The organism is Enterococcus sp. M190262 (genome assembly GCF_005843965.1).
Classification (GTDB): domain Bacteria; phylum Bacillota; class Bacilli; order Lactobacillales; family Enterococcaceae; genus Enterococcus_D; species Enterococcus_D gallinarum.
Genome location: NZ_CP040461.1, coordinates 1,272,306 through 1,292,525 on the forward strand (window position 1 = coordinate 1,272,306; position 20,220 = coordinate 1,292,525).

Consider the following 20,220-nt stretch of genomic DNA (forward strand, 5'->3'; position numbering starts at 1 on the left):
CTAGAGATTCAGGAAGCAGACAATCGATTAAAAAAAGGATGAGACCAGAAACGAATTTCTGATTTCATCCTTTTTATTTTGATCAAATGTCAATCGAACCATAGCGGTTTTTTAAGGCAGTGCGTATTAAGCGTTCTGCCAAATGTTCATTCCGGGCAAGCAGTGGACCATGGAAATAGGAACCAAAAACATTGCGGTAGACCACGCCTTCTGTTTGGTCCTCGCCATTGTTTCCCTGCCCTTCTACGACTTTACCTAGTGGTTTCTCACCTTTGCCAAGAAACGTCCGACCATTGTGATTTTCAAAACCATAATAGGTCTCATCGAATTCTTCATTATGGATAACGATATCTCCGATGAAGCGATTGTTTTCTTGACTCAATGTGTAATGATCCAATGCGCTAATTCCTTTGATTTTCTCTCCGTTAGCTCCCATGTAGTAATGACCTAACAACTGATACCCGCCACAAATGGCCAATATGACTCCATCGTTCTCGATGTATTCCGTCAATGCTTCTTTTTTTGTTTGGATATCTTCAGAAACGATCAGCTGTTCAAAATCCTGTCCGCCGCCAAAAAAGACTAAGTCATACTTCTTCGGATCAAATGGTTCATGGATGCTGACGACTTCCGAAATGAATTCTACACCCATTTTTTCGGCTACATAACGCAACATCAACAAATTGCCATTATCCCCGTAGGTGTTCAGCAAATTCCCGTAAAGATGAGCAACATTCAAACGATAATTAGCCACGATCCATCCCCCCTTTGATATAGCCTTTTTCTGCCAATTTTTTGCGTAGTTGCAAAACAGCAGTATAGGTTGCTAGGATATAGACTTTTTCAGTTGGTAGATTGGCGATATCTTTAATGACCTCATCAAGATCTTTTGTTTCGGTGATCTTTTCTTCGGGAATTCCCGCTACTTTTAAACGCAGCGCCATATCTTGATGGCGGTCGCCACCAGCAATGACTTGAGGAATCGCCATTTCGGCAAATGCTTCATGATTTCCATCCCAGATCCAGCTAACATCAATGCCGTCCGCATAATTTGCATTCAAGAGACTGACGAGAGAAAAAGGATACGGAGATAAGCCGATCATATCGATCACTTGATTCAGTCCTACCGGATTTTTGACTAACACGAGTGTACACTCTTTGCCATCGATGGTAATGACTTCTTGACGGCCAAAGACTTTTTCATCATAGGCCAATCCAGCTCTGATTTTTTCAGGTGCGACTTGATAATATTCCGCTACAGCGGTCGCTGCCAATGCGTTATAGACATTGTACATGCCGCCAACTTCGATTCCATATGAATTCCCATCAATGACAAAATCAGCAGAAGTATTGTCCATTGCTGTGATGGCTGTCAGTTTGTAGTCTAGTTCTGGACGTTTGAAGCCGCAGTTCGGACAATAGTATTTGCCTAGATTCGCATAGGTAATCATTTGGTAATGTAAGATGTGGTGGCATTCTGGACAAAGAACCCCGTCTGTATTGTAATGGGCCATCTGTTCCTGATCAGGTAAGTGATCAAAGCCATAATACTTTCTTGGATTAACAGTAGTGACAGAATTGAACAACGGGGAATCACCATTACATAGAATTGTGGCCGTCGGTGAATTTGCTGCTCCTTCAACGATCATTTTATATGTTGTATAGATTTCACCATAACGGTCCATCTGATCGCGAAAAATATTCGTGAAGACAAATAGTTCAGGTTTGATATACTTCGTTACTTTGCTAAGACTAGCTTCATCGATCTCTAGTACTGCAAACTTTTTGCCGCCTTTTGGTTTGGCAGATAAGAAAGTAGAAACGATTCCTTGGACCATATTGGCACCTGTTGGATTTGTCAGCACATCATCAAATTCTTGCCGTAAAATATTCACCGTCAGTGCAGTAGTCAAGGTTTTTCCGTTCGTACCAGTGATAACGACAACTTGATAATCTTTTGCTAGATGATCTAAAATATGCGGATCGATTTTTAATGCTATTTTCCCAGGCAGACTTGATCCGCCTTTAAAAAAGTTTTTTAATACCCACTGAGAGGTCTTACCGACTGTGACAGCCAGTTGACTTCTTAACCCCATAGTTGAACCTCCAAACGAGATGATTGTCTTTTTAGTTTAAATTCAATTTATCATACCATATGTTCTAAAAAAGGTTAAACGGCTTTTCGATTTCTTTAAGTTTCTGCAAAGAGTTCAGTTTATTGAACCAAAAAAGGCAGAGACATTCGTTACAAACAAGATGTCTCTGCCGCTTCAAAACGCTTGTGGAAGGCTCGCGACTTTAAGATACAACGCTTAGAACCTTCAATAGCGCCATTTTACTGGCTGTTTAACCAATAATAATCTTCTCGGTTGGGTATTCATAACCTAAATCTCGGGTTTCTTTTGGCACAAACAACAACAACGTATAAAGCATACCTACACGTCCAATGAACATCAGTAAGGCTATCACTAACTTACCCACACTTGAGAGATCATCGGTGATCCCTAACGATAAACCGGTGGTCCCAAACGCTGAAGCTACTTCGACAATGATGGCGATCAACGGGATATCTTCAGTGGCGGTCAAAAATAATACGCAGAAAAAGCACATTCCTAAGGATAACATGAAGACAACAACCGACTTACGCACATCGTCTTCATCGATCCGTCGGCCAAATATGTTGATATTGTCTTCACTCTTTAAGAAGGCATAAAGATAAAGACCAATAATGGCGATCGTTGTCGTACGAATCCCGCCACCAACTGAACTTGGGCTGCAACCGATAAACATTAGTAACGAAAAAACGATCAATGTCGTGGTCTGAAAGTTCCCTAAATCATGGATCTGCAGTCCAGCATTACGGGTAGTCATGGAATAAAACATACTGTTGATCCAGGTGCTGCTAAAGCCGTAATCTTTGAACAGATGGTCTTTCTCTAGGAAATAAATGGCGATCGTTCCACCGATAAACAAAATCACAAAAGCCAACATCGCGATTTTTGTAAACAATGAAAAGCGAAAAGGCAGTTGTCGGCGATTTTTTTTCAGCTTGAAGAGGGCCCATTCTCGGAAATCCATAATCACTGGAAACCCAATCCCACCGATAAAAATCAAAAACATGATACAAATCAAAAAGAAATAATCATGTGCGAAAGGTAAAATGGAATTTCCTGTCACGTCAAAGCCAGAGTTTGTGACCGCGGAAATAGCTTGGTAAAAACCATAAAATAGGGCATCCCGCCAATTGTCATAATAGCCATTAAAATAAAAATAAATAGAAAAAATAGCGCCAGAGATGGCTTGGCAAAGTAAGATGATCGTAAACGTGATTCGAATCATCCGCACGATTCCGCTTAGCTTTGGCTGATTCATATCCGTCATAATCAACTGACGCTGCTTCAATGAGATCTTTCTCCGAGAAACGATCGCAAAGAAAGTGGAGATCATCATAATCCCTAGTCCACCCACTTGAAAAAGAACTTCAAGAAGCACTACACCGCGATCATTGAACACATCATCGATAGGGAATGTTGTCAATCCGGTGACACTGACCGTGCTGACTGCCATAAAAAACATATCGATGAAGGAAGCATGAGAATGAGGTTCACGAAAAAAGGGAAGGTAAAATAAACCTAAGGAAATAATCGTCATCAGAATATAGTAAAAAACGATCACTTGGATCGAAGAAACATTTTGGGCAATAAAATATTTGCTTTTGCGTTGTGTCAGACGAGCAAACCGCGTGAAATTCATAACTAGTCTCCTCACTAAATAAACTACCCACAGTATACCAAAGAACCAAGCAGTTTCAAAAGAAAGCAAGATTGAAAGTAAGTAGCAGCCAATATCATCAAAGAAACGCTCTGCAAAAATATGAGATAGCGCCGCAAAACAATCACTGGAACAGAGAAGACGATAGCCTGTCATTGAGAGAGCGAAGATAGCGGTGAGTCGAACAAAAAAACTGTATGCCCGATAAGTCTGTTGGGCTTACAGTTTTTTTGAAGAGATCGGTTAGTTAGAGTGCTTCCACCGCTTCGATTGCGCGAAAGACTTTTTCTGGAGTGATCATTGGGTCGATCAGGACAAATGTTTCTTCTTCTTTAACGGCATAAGTCAAAACAGGCGCAAAATAAGCGCGATCCACACGAGTGACATGCAAGTCTTTTAGTTTCATAGGTAAGTGCAATGCTTCGTAGAAAGGACGCAGTTCCTCGATAACAGCAAAATCGTTGGTGTAGGCAAGCTGTACCCAGATGCAGTAGGCCACTTTATTGCCATGGAGGACACTGTGGGTTTCGCTCAGATAAGATAAGCCGTCATGTAATGCGTGGGCGCCAGAAGTTCTGCCAAACTCTACAGCAAATCCACCAACTTCTCCTGCTAAAGCGATGATGGCATCTGTGATTCGCGCAAAAGCTGGCGTCAAGCGCCCGGCTTCTAAATCAGTGACTGCTTGGATGGCATCTGCGATCAAGAGTTCTTTGATTAGTTTTGCACTTTGAAAACCGAGCCGAACCAAGGCTGTTTTATCTTCTTCTGCCATCGTGCGTACAATGGCTTCCATTTCATAATACTTGGCTAGCGTGTCTGCGATGCCTGCAATGAAATAATCCACGGGTGTTGCTAGCAAGAATCGAGTATCGACGATCGTCATATAAGCCCCTTTTTTGGCGTAATCGATCTTGCAGATTGTGTGGTCTGGGTAATAGGCGACAATCACAGGAGTAAAGGGTGCACAGTTGGAAACCAATGTAGGGATGACGATCAGCTCCGCTCCCATTCTTTCTGCAGTAATTTTTGCGGTATCTGCGACACGTCCACCACCGATCGCAAGCAGGACATCTGTGTGTTTGATCTTATCCGCTAACTCCTGAGCATTCTCATAACTTGAGGAGCCATCATAGCGATAAACAGGATAGTCAAATGGATGCGGATAATAGGTTTTAAAAACGTCAAATGATTGATCGCCAGTAATGACAGCAACCTGATCAAAATCATTGAGATACTCTGGTAGATCAAAAAGAACTCCTTCACCAGTAATATACCGGTTTGGTCCAGGGCGGACTTCATTGGCTAACATAACACAACACTCCTTTGCAATCGTCAGAATTTTCTAATTAGTGTAACGTGGAATAGCGCCTGCTGTCAATTTTTCTTTTGAGCAGTTTTGTTCAGATCAGCCAGGCCAAAGCCAATCGGCGCAAGCAGGCGTAAAGAGGGCATAAAAAAAGACCCTAACAAAGGAGAGTTTGTTCTTGCTAGTCTTCGTATAATCAAGACTGTTTTGCGAAGATCCTCTCCTTTTGAGGGTCAGTTGTTGGGCGAGACAACATTACTATTTCTATCTCAGAAAACTAAAGGAATATTCAAACTGCCGCTTCTCAAAATAGGTTATGTCCAGTTTTGACGGATGAAACCAGCTCGTCCTGAACCTTCACGGTAGGCGTTGTAATGCGCCGTATTTTTCTTATAGAAATCTTGATGATAGTCTTCTGCTGGATAGAAAGGTTTAGCAGGTTCGATTGTTGTCACGATTGGATCTGTAAAGCGACCGCTTGCTTGCAAAGCGGCTTTTGAAGCTTCTGCGATTTTTCGTTGTTCTTCACTATTGTAATAGATGACTGGACGGTAAGAGTCCCCACGGTCTGCGAACTGACCAAAGGCATCTGTAGGATCGGTTTGTTGCCAATAGATAGCCACGAGTTCTTCATACGTTATTTGTTCAGGATCGAAAGTGATTTCTACGGCTTCTGTATGTCCTGTGGTTCCAGTTGTTACTTCTTGATAGGTAGGATGAGGGACATGTCCACCGGTAAAACCTGAGACTACCGAAAGAATTCCTGGTAAAGAATCGAAAGGTTTGACCATACACCAGAAGCAGCCGCCGGCAAAAATTGCAGTATCTTTCATTGTGATTCCTCCTTTGGTTTTATGGTATGCTTCTTATAGAGAAAGACAAGCGATATGCTTATAAGAAACGGCCAAAGAAAGCGAGGTTTGCTGTGGATACGATTATCATTTTATTGCGGGGGAATTCTGGCAGCGGAAAAACGACAGTAGCAAAAGCGCTGCATCAACAATTAGGGGCAGAAGCGGTGTTGATCTCACAGGATGTATTTCGCCGAGAAATTTTTCACGTGAAAGATACGCCTAATAATCATGCTGTAGGTCTAATGATGGAGGCCCTTTTATATGCGCGAGGGAAGGTTCCTTTCATCATCGTTGAGGGAATTTTTGTCCGTGAAAAATACCAGGACTTCTTGCTCTTTTTACTAGAATCCTTTGAGAAGTGTCTCATTTATTATTTTGATGTGCCTTTTCAAACAACGATTGAAAGACACCGAACACGGCCACAACGGGCATTTTTTTCCGAATCATCGCTACAAAAGTGGTGGCTCGAAAAAGACCTTCTCTTTGGGGAAAACGGCATAGCGTCCAAGAGCAATGATACGAGTAATAAATCAGTCCTCTCAAAAGAGAAGATGTTTACAGAGAAGCAGACAATATCTGAAATGATCACGATGATCTTGGAGGATACGAAACAGTTTCAAAAATAGCCTTGAAGCAAACGATCTGTTTTCCAAAAAAACTAAAGTGAGGTATCTCTATGTTAGACAAATCAATTCCTTATGCAGAAATTTGGATGGAGCGCATGGCTGCGGATGAAGTAGCACCGGTCCCTGCCTCAAATAACTACATCATTCAACCTTATCAATCCGGTGATGCGAGTGAGTGGGCGCGGATTGAGACAGCGGTGGGAGAATTTGATACAGAAGCCGCGGCACTTGCGTATTTTGAAAAAGACTTTCTCCCCTATGAATCTCAATTGCCGCAACGAATGTTTTTTGCAGTGAATCCAGAAGGAACAAAGGTAGGAACAGCGACTGCTTGGTGGAAGAAGAAGCAAGATGGCAACATTGTGCCGCTCGTTCATTGGGTAGCAGTCATTCCCAGCGCTCAAAGACAAGGGATCGCTCGCGGCTTGGTAACCAAAGTTATAGAAACATGCCAGAACCAAACGGCAGATTCCGAAGAATCTGCTGCCGCTATTTATCTCCATACGCAAACATGGAGTCATGCTGCGATTGGACTGTATCAACAACTAGGCTTCAAACTTATTGATACAGACTATCAGGGACAGATGAATCCCGAGTACGAACAAGTATTGACTATTTTGAGAGACGTGGCGCAGAAGGAAAACGGGCAGTAAAGCCAATCATTTGCAGGCATCGTTCTGTTCAGTACCCCTCTTAGCGACTTCTGAATTTAAACCTGTAAAAATTCCTTGTTTTCAAGTATAATACCAAAGGAGTATCAGGAAGGATGGGCAAGATGGCACAACTTTTTTTTAAATATGGCGCGATGAATAGTGGCAAAACGATCGAGATTTTAAAAGTTGCACATAATTATGAAGAACAAGACAAGCCGGTCGTGATTATGACCAGCGGCATCGATACCCGAAGCGGGATCGGAACAGTTTCCAGTCGTATTGGGTTAGAGCGTGACGCCATTCCGATTTTCGATGAGACCGATTTGTATCATTTAGTAAAAGATCTAGGATATCAACCCTATTGCATTTTGATTGATGAGGCACAGTTTTTGAAAAAACACCATGTCTTGGCGTTTACTAAAATCGTAGACGAATTAGGCATTCCTGTGATGGCATTTGGTTTAAAAAATGATTTTCGCAACGAATTATTCGAAGGTTCTAAATATCTGCTTCTTTATGCAGATAAAATTGAAGAAATGAAAACGATCTGCTGGTTCTGCCACAAAAAGGCGACCATGAATCTGCATTACATTGACGGTAAACCAGTCTATGAAGGCGATCAAGTTCAAATTGGCGGTAATGAAGCCTATTACCCTGTTTGTCGGAAACACTATTTTCACCCTGGAATCAAAAAAGAAGGAGAATAAAACATGTACGATCAGTTACAAGCGATTGAAGACCGTTATGAAGAACTAGGCGAACTGCTTAGTGATCCCGCTGTCATTTCAGATACGAAACGGTTCATGCAGTTGTCCAAAGAAGAAGCAAATACCCGAGAGACTGTCGAAGTGTATCGCCGTTACAAAGAAGTCGTTGAAGGCATCAAAGATACAGAGGAACTATTGGGCGAAAACTTGGATGCAGAAATGGCAGAAATGGCTAAAGAAGAACTATCTGACTTAAAAAAAGAAAAAGATGTTCTTGAAGACCGCATCAAAATCTTATTATTACCAAAAGATCCCAATGATGACAAAAACATTATCATGGAAATTCGCGGGGCTGCGGGTGGAGATGAAGCGGCACTATTTGCTGGAGATCTCTTTAATATGTATCAGAAATATGCGGAAACACAAGGTTGGAAAGTCGAAGTGATGGATGCCAACGTTACCGGCATCGGCGGCTACAAAGAAGTCATCATGATGATCAGCGGTGAGAATGTCTATTCAAAATTGAAATATGAAAGTGGCGCGCATCGGGTACAACGCGTGCCGTCGACAGAATCTCAAGGACGAATCCACACATCTACAGCAACCGTAGTCGTGATGCCAGAAGCAGAAGAAGTAGAGATCGATATTGCTGATAAAGATATCCGAACAGATATCTATCATGCTTCAGGCGCTGGTGGTCAGCACGTCAACAAAACGGCATCAGCTGTCCGCTTGACACACTTGCCGACTGGCATCGTCGTTGCCATGCAGGATGAGCGTTCACAGTTGAAGAACCGTGAGAAAGCGATGAAAGTCTTGCGGGCAAGAGTATACGACCAAATCCAGCAAGAAGCACGAAGCGAATACGATGCAAATCGTAAATCAGCAGTGGGAACTGGGGATCGTTCTGAACGGATCCGTACGTATAACTTTCCGCAAAATCGGGTGACGGACCACCGCATCGGGTTGACTATCCAAAAATTGGATCAAATTTTGGCTGGAAAACTTGATGAGATCATTGATGCATTGATCATGTACGATCAAACATCAAAATTGGAAGAAATGCAAAATGGGTAAAACCTATCGAGAAGTCCTTTCACGGGCTTCTTCTTTTTTAGAAACAAAGGGACTGGAAGGGTATGCGATCCAATACCTTTTTCTGGCTCGTAAAAATTGGCAAAAACTAGATTGGTTGCTGCATATGGATCAGCAAATTTCGCCAGCTGATGAAGTGCAAATTGAAGCAGATCTGCAGCAGCTTTTAGCGCATCGTCCCCCCCAATACCTTTTAGGCTATGAAGAGTTTTATGGCCATCGCTTCAAAGTAACAGAAGACACATTGATTCCTCGACCGGAAACGGAAGAATTAGTCGCTTTGTGTCTGGAGCAAACAGAACCTGCAGAGAATTTGCGGGTCGTAGATATTGGGACAGGGACAGGTGCGATCGCGGTCTCTTTGAAATTGGCACGTCCTCACTGGCAGATCGCTGCTGTTGATCTTTCAGAGGCCGCATTGGCGGTAGCTAAAGAGAATGCGGCGCAATTAGGTGCGGAGGTCGCTTTTTATCAAGGCGACACCCTGACACCAGTGGGGGATCAATCATGGGACATCATTGTATCAAACCCGCCTTATATCAGTGAGCAGGAGTGGGAGCTGATGGATGCCAGTGTGCGTCAGTTTGAACCCCAAATGGCCCTTTTTGCAGCGGAGAATGGTCTAGTGATGTATCGTAAGATTGCAGACCAGGCAAAGAAGTTATTGACACCTGACGGAAAAATCTTCGTCGAAATCGGTTTTCAACAAGGTAAATCTGTCCAGCGTATTTTTGCGGAAGCTTTTCCAGATAAAAAAGTTACGGTCATTCAAGATTTATCTGGAAAAGATCGGTTGGTCGCAGTACAATAATCCACAGCATGTGGACAACCATTTTTTTGAAAAATTTTTTTGATAAAAAACAGTGATAGAGTAAGACTTACTTGCGAATAAAAGTTATAAACAGGGTTATCCACACTTGACAAACGATTTATCCACAAAATGTGGATAAAAACCGAAAAAATGTTGATAAGTGTGGAAGTCCTCAAAAAAAGGATGTGGATAAACTGTGGAAACAAAAAAATTTAGTGAAGAACAATTATCCGAAGCAGCAAAAATTTTAGCCGCGGGTGGATTAGTTGCTTTTCCTACAGAAACAGTGTATGGCTTAGGCGCCAACGCTCTTTTGCCTGAAGCGGTAGCACAAGTCTATGCCGTCAAAGGAAGACCTAGTGACAACCCATTGATCGTCCATCTCGCCGACCCGGAACAACTGAAGGATTATGTGGATAACTTGCATCCAGCAGCGGAAAAATTGATGGCAAAGTTTTGGCCTGGCCCCCTAACATTGATTTTTACTATCAAAAATAACAGTTTACCGTCTATTGTGACCGGGGGGTTATCCACAGCGGCATTCCGTATGCCAGCGAATAAAAAAACACTTTCAGTCATTAAACAGGCACATGTCCCACTAGTCGGACCTAGCGCAAATACCTCTGGCAAGCCAAGTCCGACCTCAGCTGAACATGTATTGCATGATTTGAAAGGAAAGATAGCTGGTGTGATCGATGATGGGACTACTAGTATCGGAGTTGAATCAACAGTCTTGGATTTAAGTGATCCGACAGCAAACCCAATGATCTTGCGTCCAGGAGCCGTGACCAAAGAACAATTAGAAACGGTTTTAGGCAGTGAAGTCGAAATAGATAAACACCTAGTATCTGAAGGTGAAAGACCCAAAGCACCGGGAATGAAATACAAACATTATGCTCCGGATACAAAGGTTGTGATGGTTCGGTCAGAGGACTGGCCAGCAGCACTCGATTGGGTCAAGCAGCAGCGATTGCGAGCAGGTGTCTTGGCAGGCCCATCAATTTGTGAGACAGCCAGATTTGAAACAGCAGCTGTTTACATGTATGCGGACGACACGGTTGAGGCAGCAGCAAAAGGACTTTTTGCAGGTTTGCGAGCCTTAGATGAATCGATCGCTGGCTTGGAGATCATTTTAGCGGCCGCTTTTCCTGAGACAGGGATGGGCAGCGCCTATATGAATCGCTTGAAAAAAGCAGCCAATCAAAATTTTTTTCAGGTAAAATAGAAAAAACGCTGCTTTGATCATAGGTAGTGCTTAGGAAATATGATACAATGCTAGCATTAAGGTAAAGGGGTGTTGTATGAATGGACTATCAAACGTTTGATCCTGATTTATGGCAAGCCATTGAAAAGGAAGCGGATCGCCAACAAAACAATTTAGAATTGATCGCATCTGAAAATATCGTTTCCGCAGGTGTAAGAGCGGCTCAAGGCAGTATTTTAACAAATAAATATGCCGAAGGATATCCAGGTCGCCGTTACTACGGTGGTTGTGAATTTGTCGATGTTGTTGAAAATTTAGCAATTGATCGTGCCAAAGAACTTTTTGGTGCGGCCTATGCAAACGTACAGCCTCACTCAGGCTCACAAGCCAATACTGCAGCATATCTAGCGTTGATTGAACCAGGAGATACGGTGATGGGCATGGATCTATCCGCAGGTGGGCATTTGACCCATGGCTCTCCAGTCAATTTTAGTGGGAAAACCTATCACTTTGTTAGCTATGGCGTAGACCCAGCGACTGAAGTGATTGATTATAATGTCGTACGGATCTTAGCGAGAAAGCATCAACCAAAATTGATCGTTGCTGGTGCAAGTGCGTATTCACGAACAATCGATTTTGCCAAATTCCGTGAAATTGCTGATGAAGTCGGTGCTAAGTTGATGGTAGATATGGCACATATCGCAGGATTAGTTGCTGCTGGTCTGCATCCAAATCCAGTTCCTTATGCAGACATCACTACTTCTACGACCCACAAAACCCTTAGAGGGCCTCGTGGCGGCTTGATTTTGACCAATGACGAAGACTTAGCGAAAAAAATCAACAGTGCAGTCTTTCCTGGCATTCAAGGCGGACCTTTGGAACATGTGGTCGCTGCCAAGGCAGTCGCATTCAAAGAAGCATTGGATGAAGACTTCAAATCCTATTCAGAGCAAGTGATCAGAAATGCGCAAGCAATGGCAAAAGTGTTCAATCAAGCACCGCAAGCACGGCTTGTTTCTGGTGCAACGGACAATCATTTATTGCTGATTGATGTGCGAGGATTTGAGCTTAACGGAAAAGAAGCCGAAGCATTGCTTGACCAAGTCAACATCACAGTCAATAAAAATTCGATTCCATTTGAAACCCTTAGCCCATTTAAAACGAGCGGTATTCGTGTCGGCACACCGGCAATCACTAGCCGTGGGTTCAAAGAAGAAGATGCTGTGGAAGTAGCAAAACTGATTGTCAAAGTGTTGGAACACCCTGAAGATACGGCTGTTTTGGAAGAAGCAAAAGCACAAGTGAAAGAGTTGACGGACAAGTATCCGTTGTATTAAGATGTAGCAGGAAAAGGGTTTGAGCCGATGCTCAAATCCTTTTTTGAAGGAATATGGCTATGACGTGATGCAAGGTTGTATCAATCGTTGATTTGCTTTAAAATAAAAGAAAAACCAAAGGAGACTTTTAAAATGGGTAAATTCCAAGTAATTGACCACCCCTTGATTCAACACAAATTAACAATGATCCGCGACAAGAACTGTGGAACGAAAGTGTTCCGTGAAGTTGTCGATGAAATCGCCATGTTGATGGCGTATGAAGTATCACGGGATATGCCCCTCGAAGATGTAGTGATCGAAACACCGATCGAAGAATCGACCCAAAAAACACTTAGTGGTAAAAAAGTAGCAATCGTACCGATTCTACGGGCCGGACTAGGCATGGTCGACGGTATTCTAGAGTTGATCCCAGCGGCTAAAGTAGGACACATTGGTATGTATCGTGATGAAGAAACCCTTGAACCACATGAGTATTTCGTTAAATTGCCTGAAGACATCGACACTCGTCAGTTATTTATTGTTGATCCAATGTTAGCAACTGGTGGTTCAGCGATCATGGCCATCGATGCGTTGAAAAAACGCGGTGCTTCTAACATGAAGTTTGTTTGCCTAGTTGCTGCGCCAGAAGGTGTGAAAGCATTGCAGGATGCCCATCCTGATGTGGATATCTACACAGCAAGCTTAGATGACCGCTTGAATGAACATGGCTACATCGTTCCTGGATTAGGCGATGCTGGTGACCGTTTGTTTGGAACAAAATAAAAGAAAGAGCGTGGAACAAAAAGTGAAAAACACTTTTGTTCCACGCTCTAAACACGTCTAAACGCTGGGAGCAGGAGCAACTCCTTCGGAAATAAATCGAACTACTCAAAAACTACTCAAACATTTGAAAAGCAATTTCCGTGTATTCCTCCTTATTTCTTGGAGATTACCACTCTTGTCCCAGTCTCCTTTTGAACGAACTACATTTTCGTTAACTGTTTATAATTAATGATCAATACACCATTACTTTGTGTAACAAGCTTTTGATTCTCCGCTGTCTGATTCAATTCAACAACCGCAGAGTTCTTAAGCTGCTTAGTGACTGTACCGGTTTGTTTTATTCCATGGATCGTGAACATGACAGGAGTAGCGACCTCAAAATTTGCACCTTCAGCTGACGGGACAACGGTTGTTTCGAACTTACCAAATGTTGCCATGTAAAAACCTCCTTGATATAGTTAAATTATACCACATTTTTTGAAAATTTTCAGTAATCCTATTTTTTCCCTAAACTTCTCTTTACAAAGTTGTGTTTTTTTCTTATAATCTTCTTTGTGTTAGTTGCCAGCTTAGCTCAGTTGGTAGAGCAACGCACTCGTAACGCGTAGGTCACAGGTTCGAATCCTGCAGCTGGCATTGAAGCAGTCTAATTAGACTGCTTCTTTTTTTAGATGATTTTTTTAGAGAAAACTTTAAAGTTTCTAAATTTTTTCTGAATGAGAACGGGGAATCCTTTCTTTTCTGCGCAAACATCACTATAATGGATAAAGATTCTACAGAAGAGAGTGTGGGCATGGAAAATACACGAATAAAAAAGAATGATAATCGAATTGACTACGGTGTGATATTACCCGTATTTTTATTGTGCTTGATTGGGTTTGCGTCATTGTATGTCGCATTGACGAATGATCCAAGGAATCCATCCGTGGGAAAAACCTTAGGATTTCAAGCTTTATGGTATGTACTAGGAGTTATCGCAATTATAGTGATCATGCATATAAAATCCAAGTGGTTGTGGAAGTTGACTCCCTATATTTACGGAGCAGGATTGCTGGTAATGCTGGGTCTCTTGAAGTTCTATGATGCAGGGTTAGCCGACTCTACGGGCTCGCGAAACTGGCTGCGTTTTGGCTCCTTTACGATCCAGCCTTCGGAATTGATGAAGATTGCCTTTATCATGATGTTGGCGCTGGTGGTCACCCATCACAATGTTCGTCATCGAGATCGAGATTTAAAGACGGATGGCTTATTGATCGCTAAAATGTTAGCTGTAACCATTCCGGTCCTAGTTTTAGTCATGCTGCAAAAAGACTTTGGAACGATGTTAGTTTTCTTAGCTATTTTTGGTGGGATCTTTTTGATGTCGGGGATTTCTTGGCAGATCGTGATCCCAGTTATCGCCGCTTTTGTTTTGATAGGGGGCGGGACCATCTTTTTAGTTACAACAGATATGGGACGAGAGTTTCTCTATAATGTCGGCTTTAAAGAATATCAGTTTGCACGTATCGATTCTTGGTTAGATCCGTTTCACGATACTCAAGGCCAGTCTTTCCAACTAGCTTATGCTTTAATGGCTATTGGGTCTGGTGGGATGTTCGGTAAAGGGTTCAATGTGAGTGATGTCTACGTGCCAGTTCGTGAATCAGATATGATTTTCTCTGTGATCGGAGAAAACTTTGGGTTTGTCGGCAGTGCCTTTGTGATTTTATTATATTTCATTTTGATTTACCGAATGATTCGGGTTTGTTTTGATACAAACAATGAATTTTATGCCTATCTTGCTACCGGGATCATCATGATGATCTTGTTCCATGTCTTTGAAAATATCGGTGCTAATATTGGCTTATTGCCTTTGACAGGTATTCCATTACCCTTCATCAGTCAAGGGGGATCGGCATTATTAAGTAACATGATCGGCATTGGCTTGATTTTATCGATGCGCTATCAGGCTGAGAGTACACCAAAAACCTTGTAAGGAGATAGCTATGATCACATTTTACTGGTATCCGAAATGCAGTACATGTAAAAATGCGAAAGCTTGGCTAGAAGCAAATGGGATTCCCTATGAGGCCATTGACATGATCAAAGAGGTGCCTACGAAGGCGCAATTGTTACAATGGATCACCTCTAGCGGCTTGCCAGCTCGCCGCTTTTTTAACACAAGCGGAATGAAATATCGTGAATTAGGTTTGAAAGAGAAAGTACCAACGTTGTCGAATGAAGAAGCCGCAACTTTGTTGGCCACAGACGGCATGTTGATCAAACGCCCGTTGTTGATTAGTGAAGATCGCTTTTTGATCAATGGGTTTAAAGAAAAAGAATATGAAGGAGTCTTGTTAGAATCATGGAAAAGAAATGCTTGAGAAAAAAAGATAATTTGTGGGTACTGTTCAATGGCAAAGAATACTGTGTTGGTTTGACAAAAGAAGCACAAGAAGAATTAGGTGCTGTGTCTTTTGCTTCTTTGAAAAAAGTTGGTACAGCCTTGAAACAAGGAGATACGCTAGTGGAGTTGGAAGCAGAAAAAGCTGTCAGTGAATTTCCAAGCCCATTAACAGGCGTGATTTCTTCTGTAAATGAAAAAATCGATCAAAACGTTGATATCTTAAACGACAGCGATGAAATGAACGCTTGGCTAGTCAGCTTTAAAGATGTTGATCCAAGTCAATTTGACGAATTATAAAACAAGATCCAACCACTGATTTACAAAAAGAATTGACAGCAGATTGAGACGTTGCTATAATTTGCTCAATAAATGAATGCTTTGAAAAGAAGAGTACATGTTCTTGACGTACACAGAGAGCCCTGTTTGGTGTAAATGGGCAACGAAGAGAAGATGGAAGATGGTCTTTGAGCAGGATGGGTGAGTCTAAGGACAAGCCTATCACGGGATGCACCCGTTACTGTGCAACAGTATGCGAAGAAATTCAAGTACTGGAAGAGGCTGTTGATGCGAGTCGACAGTAAATCAAGGTGGTAACACGGAAGTTGTGCTTTCGTCCTTTGTAACAGTATAATGTACAAAGGATGAAAGCTTTTTTTGTGTTTAACTAGTGAATGAATAAAGAAAGATGGGAAATTTATGGCATTAATCGAATTGACCCACGTAAAGAAATCCTTTGACGGTAAAAGTGGCGCAGTCCATGCCGTCAATGATGTTTCTCTGCAAGTGGAAAAAGGCGATATTTATGGCATCGTTGGTTATTCAGGTGCCGGCAAAAGTACATTGGTTCGTCTATTGAATGGATTAGAACTTCCTTCAGCTGGTGATGTAGTGATCAATGGTCAAAATATTTTAGCCTTGAAGAACAAAGAATTACGAGATTTTCGTAAAAAAATTGGAATGATTTTTCAACACTTTAACCTCTTGTGGTCACGAACAGTATTGGAAAATATCGAATTACCATTAGAATTGGCAGGGATCCCCAAAATCAAACGCCGCGAGCGGGCACAAGAACTGGTAAAACTTGTCGGGTTAGAAGGACGCGAAAAAGCTTACCCTTCCCAATTGTCAGGTGGCCAAAAACAACGGGTAGGAATTGCCCGTGCGTTAGCAAATGAGCCAGAAATCTTGCTATGCGACGAAGCAACCAGTGCACTTGACCCTCAAACAACCGAAGAAGTTCTGGATTTACTGCTGTCCATCAACAAAAAACTGAATTTGACGATTGTGCTGATCACCCATGAGATGAACGTGATTCGCAAAATCTGCAATAAAGTAGCTGTAATGGAATTAGGCAAAATCGTTGAAGAAGGTTCCGTGCACTCGGTGTTTCGTCATCCGCAACAAGCTGTGACTAAGCGCTTTGTGCAGCAAGATTTGGAGCCAGAAGAAGATCCCGAGGAATTGCGTCAAGCCTTTTTAAGAGAAAATCCCCATGGCCGCTTAGTGACATTGACCTTTACGGAAGACAATGCGAATGAACCAATCATTTCGCAAGCGATCCGAAAGTATCTGATTGATGTCAATGTTGTTTATGGCAAGATTCAGCAAACAAATGAAGGCTCTTTTGGCGCATTAACCGTTCTATTGACCGGTGAAACACCAGAAATCGATAAAGCATTGCGCTTTTTTGCGCAAGAACAAGTAGGCGTGGAGGTGATCGAGCGTGGGTAAATCATTTTCAGAAACCTATTTTGATTTTGAAAAAATCGATTGGGCAAACATGCAACAAGCGACGATCGATACGTTATTTATGACATTCTTCTCTATGGTACTAGTCATTGTGATTGGACTAATACTAGGATTGGCTCTTTATTCATTAGGTCGCAAGCAAACATTTGGATCACGCTTTGCCTATACCTTAGTTTCGATTATCAGTAACGTGTTTCGTTCAACTCCGTTTATGATCTTGATGGTTTTGATTATACCGTTTACGACACTATTGGTAGGATCCTTCTTAGGGGCAAAAGCTGCGATTCCAGCATTGGTTCTATCAGCAGCTCCTTTTTATGCACGGTTAGTAGAGATTGCCTTTCGAGAAGTAAGTCCAGGTGTGATTGAAGCTGCCGAGGCGATGGGGGCAAGTTACTGGGAGATTATTTATAAGATTATCATTCCTGAGAGTGTCCCAGCATTGATTTCGGGCATCACTGTCACCACCATTTCAATGATCGGTTACACAGCTATGGCAGGGGCGATCGGTGCCGGAGGCCTTGGTTCATTGGCTTGGCAAGAAGGCTTTCAACGGGGAAATTACACTGTGACGCTTGTAGCAACAGTGATTATTTTAATTATTGTCTTTATCTTACAAGCAATCGGCGACTTTTTGACAAAAGCAACAGACAAACGCTGATTGGCTGAAAAAGAAAAACATCAAACAGAAAATTGGGAGGAATAAAAATGAAAAAGATTTTTGGTTTTGCAACAACAGTATTGTTAACAGTCGCTTTAGCAGCCTGCGGTACAGGTTCAAATAACAGCGCCGATTCAACATCAGCTAGTGGAGAAAACACGAAATTGGTGGTGGGAGCATCTGTCACACCCCATGCAGAAATTTTAGAACAAGCAAAACCATTGTTGGAAAAAGAAGGAATCGATTTAGAAATCAAAACCTTCGATGATTACATCTTGCCAAACAAAGCTTTAGAAAATGGCGATATCGATGCCAACTATTTCCAACATATCCCTTACTTGAACAAGCAAATTGCCGATAATGGCTATGACTTTGTTAATGCAGGAGCGGTTCATATCGAACCGATGGGGTTGTATTCAAAACGGATCTCTGACATTTCTGAATTAGCTGAAGGTGCAACCGTGATTACTTCAAATTCGGAATCCGATTGGGGCCGTATCTTAACGATTTTACAAGATGCTGGTGTGATTAAGTTGAAAGATGGTGTCGATGCTGAAACAGCAACATTTGATGATATTGCTGAAAATCCAAAGAAATTAGAATTCAAGCATGATATTGATCCTTCATTATTGGCAACGGCTTACCAAAATGATGAAGCAGACCTAGTGGCCATCAATGCGAACTTTGCTTTTGGGATCGACTTGAATCCAGCAGATGATTCTGTTTTATTAGAAGCGGATAATTCACCATACGTCAATGTGATTGCCGTACGCAGTGGCGACGAAAGCAGCGATAAAATCAAAAAATTGGTTGAAGTGCTTCACTCTGACGAAATCAAAGACTTTGTCGAAAAACAATGGCAAGGTTCTGTGAAAATCGTTGATGCGGACGCTAAATAGTTTCCTTCATTAAGCAGTACAAACAGAGCAGTGACCTAAGTTAAAAACAGACGAAACTTACTAAATGATAAAGAGATTTGACCTTCCTCGCAATCTTGCGTCGAAGACCTCCTGAATCGCAGGAGTAATCTCTTTACGTTTCGGTTAGGTGGTTTGTTTCATACTTTTGTCACTGCTCTTTTTTAATTCCAATCTAGCAAAACAGAACGGTTATGCCAAATCATTTCATACAGCAGCGGCAATTCAGGGTGCTTTTTTAATAATTGATCGTAGTGGGGGAGCTGGCTAAGAAACAGACGAATGAGTGTGAGGGTATCAGGTGAAAGTGATCCACTCCCTTTAAACAAGATCAGATTGCCTTCCAATAAAGCACAGAGCAAGTGGATTTGAGTGATTTTGACAAGACAGATTTGAAAGGAGTCACTTCCCAGACGTTCTTTGAGCAGTTCTGCAGCAAATATTTGGTTCAGCAAGTAGGTATCTTCTTCAGATAAATAGAAGGCTTCAAGTCCAAGTAATTGTTTCCATAAGAAAAGATAGTTGCGTTCATGGCGCAAATAAAAGGCAGGGACAAAGTTTTTTGGAAAAACTGTAGCTAATGCGATCCCATTTTCCAGCGGATAAACCGCTTTTCTTTTTTCATGGATTGTTTTGATACAAAAGAAGGCCTCACTGGAACTTTTTATCAAGTGTGGACGCATCCAGCGCAACAATTGATAATGGAAAAAACGGATTTGTATTTCGTTCCCTTGTAAAAGTGGAAAATGCTTGCGATTCAGAGATAAGTGATACGCTGCCAAAGAGGATGATAGAGCAGTGAAACGTCGATTGACACTGGAAGGGCTCAGGTGGCATTTTCTGCATAATAATGGATAAGTCAACGAAGGTTCTTCCAGCTGGGTGTTAAGAATACGGTAGTTACTGCTCTTTTTTACAAGAGAAGCGATGACTTTTTTTGTAACTCAGTAACCGACATTGCTTCCGTCTGTAAATAATCAAGTTGGCCTTTTTTAATCAAAAATTTGATTGGCAACTTGATACCTAACTCGCTGGCGATCATCCGTCTAATAGTCTTGACGGAGATCCCTTGTTGCAGGGCTGCTTGTTGGAGGGGGAGCGGACTTTCTTTGAAAAGACTACGGATCAGACGCAACATGCGCAACACTTCTTTCTCGAGAAAATCCTCCAAGTTGTGAATCACCTCTTTCGGATGAGATTACATTTATTATAGTGGATAACTAGTTTCTTGGTTTTTTTAGAAAAGAATAATCATCAAAGTTTAATAAATAATTTTCACTACAAAGAGACAGATGTGGAGCTAATCAGCTTAAAAGAGAAAAAAACGAAGAAAATAAGGAAAAAAACAGGGATTCTGGATTCATAGTAGGGAATGATG

22 protein-coding genes, 1 tRNA gene and 1 other annotated feature are annotated in these 20,220 nt (G+C 41.9%); of the genes, 15 read left to right on the forward strand and 8 right to left on the reverse strand.

From position 1 onward, the window contains the following. Nucleotides 1–82 precede the first annotated feature (82 nt). From FE005_RS06000 to msrA, 5 genes are all read right to left on the reverse strand, one after another. The gene (locus FE005_RS06000) at nt 83–754 is read right to left on the reverse strand and encodes a type 1 glutamine amidotransferase (RefSeq protein ID WP_138371461.1); all 672 of its coding nucleotides are present in this window, start codon (nt 752–754) and stop codon (nt 83–85) included. After that, nucleotides 747–2,096 (reverse strand): Mur ligase family protein, encoded by a 1,350-nt coding sequence (locus tag FE005_RS06005; protein ID WP_060813132.1) that lies wholly within the window; start codon nt 2,094–2,096, stop codon nt 747–749. Before FE005_RS06005 ends, FE005_RS06000 begins: the two co-directional genes overlap by 8 nt. A 250-nt stretch (nt 2,097–2,346) precedes the next feature. Then, the gene (locus tag FE005_RS06010; RefSeq protein WP_103300307.1) at nt 2,347–3,753 is read right to left on the reverse strand and encodes a TrkH family potassium uptake protein; all 1,407 of its coding nucleotides are present in this window, start codon (nt 3,751–3,753) and stop codon (nt 2,347–2,349) included. Nucleotides 3,754–4,018: 265 nt separating this feature from the next. Then, nucleotides 4,019–5,083, reverse strand: coding sequence for an iron-containing alcohol dehydrogenase family protein (locus tag FE005_RS06015; protein ID WP_081131415.1), 1,065 nt, complete (start codon nt 5,081–5,083; stop codon nt 4,019–4,021). A gap of 311 nt (nt 5,084–5,394) precedes the next feature. Further along, entirely contained in the window at nt 5,395–5,913 is a 519-nt protein-coding gene (gene msrA / locus FE005_RS06020) for a peptide-methionine (S)-S-oxide reductase MsrA (RefSeq protein ID WP_138371462.1), read from the reverse strand. A gap of 92 nt (nt 5,914–6,005) precedes the next feature. Between msrA and FE005_RS06025 the strand changes: the two genes are divergently transcribed. The 8 genes from FE005_RS06025 (at nt 6,006) to upp (ending at nt 13,129) form a co-directional block, all read left to right on the forward strand. Beyond that, nucleotides 6,006–6,560, forward strand: a complete 555-nt coding sequence (locus FE005_RS06025) for an AAA family ATPase (RefSeq protein WP_138371463.1) — start codon at nt 6,006–6,008, stop codon at nt 6,558–6,560. A 50-nt stretch (nt 6,561–6,610) separates the two neighbouring features. Further along, entirely contained in the window at nt 6,611–7,213 is a 603-nt protein-coding gene (locus tag FE005_RS06030; protein WP_138371464.1) for a GNAT family N-acetyltransferase, read from the forward strand. Nucleotides 7,214–7,335: 122 nt separating this feature from the next. Continuing rightward, nucleotides 7,336–7,920, forward strand: a complete 585-nt coding sequence (locus FE005_RS06035) for a thymidine kinase (RefSeq protein WP_029487305.1) — start codon at nt 7,336–7,338, stop codon at nt 7,918–7,920. Between the two features lie 3 nt (nt 7,921–7,923). Next, a complete protein-coding gene (gene prfA / locus FE005_RS06040) occupies nt 7,924–8,997 on the forward strand; it encodes a peptide chain release factor 1 (protein ID WP_003128515.1) in 1,074 nt (357 codons plus the stop codon). Further along, a complete protein-coding gene (gene prmC, locus FE005_RS06045) occupies nt 8,990–9,826 on the forward strand; it encodes a peptide chain release factor N(5)-glutamine methyltransferase (protein ID WP_113850240.1) in 837 nt (278 codons plus the stop codon). Before prfA ends, prmC begins: the two co-directional genes overlap by 8 nt. A 196-nt stretch (nt 9,827–10,022) precedes the next feature. Beyond that, nucleotides 10,023–11,051 (forward strand): L-threonylcarbamoyladenylate synthase, encoded by a 1,029-nt coding sequence (locus tag FE005_RS06050; protein WP_138371465.1) that lies wholly within the window; start codon nt 10,023–10,025, stop codon nt 11,049–11,051. Between the two features lie 80 nt (nt 11,052–11,131). Next, nucleotides 11,132–12,367, forward strand: coding sequence for a serine hydroxymethyltransferase (glyA, locus tag FE005_RS06055; protein ID WP_005472813.1), 1,236 nt, complete (start codon nt 11,132–11,134; stop codon nt 12,365–12,367). Nucleotides 12,368–12,499: 132 nt separating this feature from the next. After that, entirely contained in the window at nt 12,500–13,129 is a 630-nt protein-coding gene (gene upp / locus FE005_RS06060; RefSeq protein WP_005472811.1) for a uracil phosphoribosyltransferase, read from the forward strand. Between the two features lie 200 nt (nt 13,130–13,329). On the opposite strand, the gene FE005_RS06065 is transcribed toward upp, so the two are convergent. Next, nucleotides 13,330–13,566, reverse strand: coding sequence for a hypothetical protein (locus FE005_RS06065; RefSeq protein WP_003128523.1), 237 nt, complete (start codon nt 13,564–13,566; stop codon nt 13,330–13,332). Between the two features lie 126 nt (nt 13,567–13,692). Between FE005_RS06065 and FE005_RS06070 the strand changes: the two genes are divergently transcribed. The 7 genes from FE005_RS06070 to FE005_RS06100 all read left to right on the forward strand — a co-directional run bounded on the left by FE005_RS06070 (nt 13,693) and on the right by FE005_RS06100 (nt 18,824). Continuing rightward, nucleotides 13,693–13,765: transfer RNA gene (locus tag FE005_RS06070), tRNA-Thr, on the forward strand. Between the two features lie 157 nt (nt 13,766–13,922). Beyond that, nucleotides 13,923–15,104 (forward strand): FtsW/RodA/SpoVE family cell cycle protein, encoded by a 1,182-nt coding sequence (locus FE005_RS06075; protein ID WP_005472807.1) that lies wholly within the window; start codon nt 13,923–13,925, stop codon nt 15,102–15,104. Nucleotides 15,105–15,114: 10 nt separating this feature from the next. Beyond that, nucleotides 15,115–15,492 carry an arsenate reductase family protein gene (locus FE005_RS06080; RefSeq protein ID WP_003128525.1) on the forward strand — a complete coding sequence of 126 codons (378 nt, stop codon included), beginning with the start codon at nt 15,115–15,117 and terminating at the stop codon, nt 15,490–15,492. Next, nucleotides 15,474–15,812 carry a glycine cleavage system protein H gene (locus FE005_RS06085; protein WP_003128526.1) on the forward strand — a complete coding sequence of 113 codons (339 nt, stop codon included), beginning with the start codon at nt 15,474–15,476 and terminating at the stop codon, nt 15,810–15,812. Before FE005_RS06080 ends, FE005_RS06085 begins: the two co-directional genes overlap by 19 nt. A gap of 72 nt (nt 15,813–15,884) precedes the next feature. Beyond that, nucleotides 15,885–16,136, forward strand: a binding site (T-box leader). Between the two features lie 75 nt (nt 16,137–16,211). Continuing rightward, nucleotides 16,212–17,246 carry a methionine ABC transporter ATP-binding protein gene (locus tag FE005_RS06090; protein WP_060813125.1) on the forward strand — a complete coding sequence of 345 codons (1,035 nt, stop codon included), beginning with the start codon at nt 16,212–16,214 and terminating at the stop codon, nt 17,244–17,246. Continuing rightward, nucleotides 17,239–17,925 carry a methionine ABC transporter permease gene (locus FE005_RS06095; RefSeq protein WP_003128528.1) on the forward strand — a complete coding sequence of 229 codons (687 nt, stop codon included), beginning with the start codon at nt 17,239–17,241 and terminating at the stop codon, nt 17,923–17,925. Before FE005_RS06090 ends, FE005_RS06095 begins: the two co-directional genes overlap by 8 nt. A 47-nt stretch (nt 17,926–17,972) precedes the next feature. Beyond that, nucleotides 17,973–18,824: a MetQ/NlpA family ABC transporter substrate-binding protein gene (locus FE005_RS06100; protein WP_003128530.1), complete on the forward strand. Its 852-nt coding sequence runs from the start codon at nt 17,973–17,975 to the stop codon at nt 18,822–18,824. A 182-nt stretch (nt 18,825–19,006) separates the two neighbouring features. Here FE005_RS06100 and FE005_RS06105 read toward each other — a convergent pair whose 3' ends face one another. Together FE005_RS06105 and FE005_RS06110 are read right to left on the reverse strand one after the other, a co-directional pair. Continuing rightward, nucleotides 19,007–19,771, reverse strand: a complete 765-nt coding sequence (locus FE005_RS06105) for a helix-turn-helix domain-containing protein (RefSeq protein WP_081131410.1) — start codon at nt 19,769–19,771, stop codon at nt 19,007–19,009. Further along, nucleotides 19,756–20,013 carry a hypothetical protein gene (locus FE005_RS06110; RefSeq protein WP_156233682.1) on the reverse strand — a complete coding sequence of 86 codons (258 nt, stop codon included), beginning with the start codon at nt 20,011–20,013 and terminating at the stop codon, nt 19,756–19,758. The genes FE005_RS06105 and FE005_RS06110 overlap by 16 nt, the downstream gene beginning before the upstream one ends. Nucleotides 20,014–20,220 lie beyond the last annotated feature (207 nt).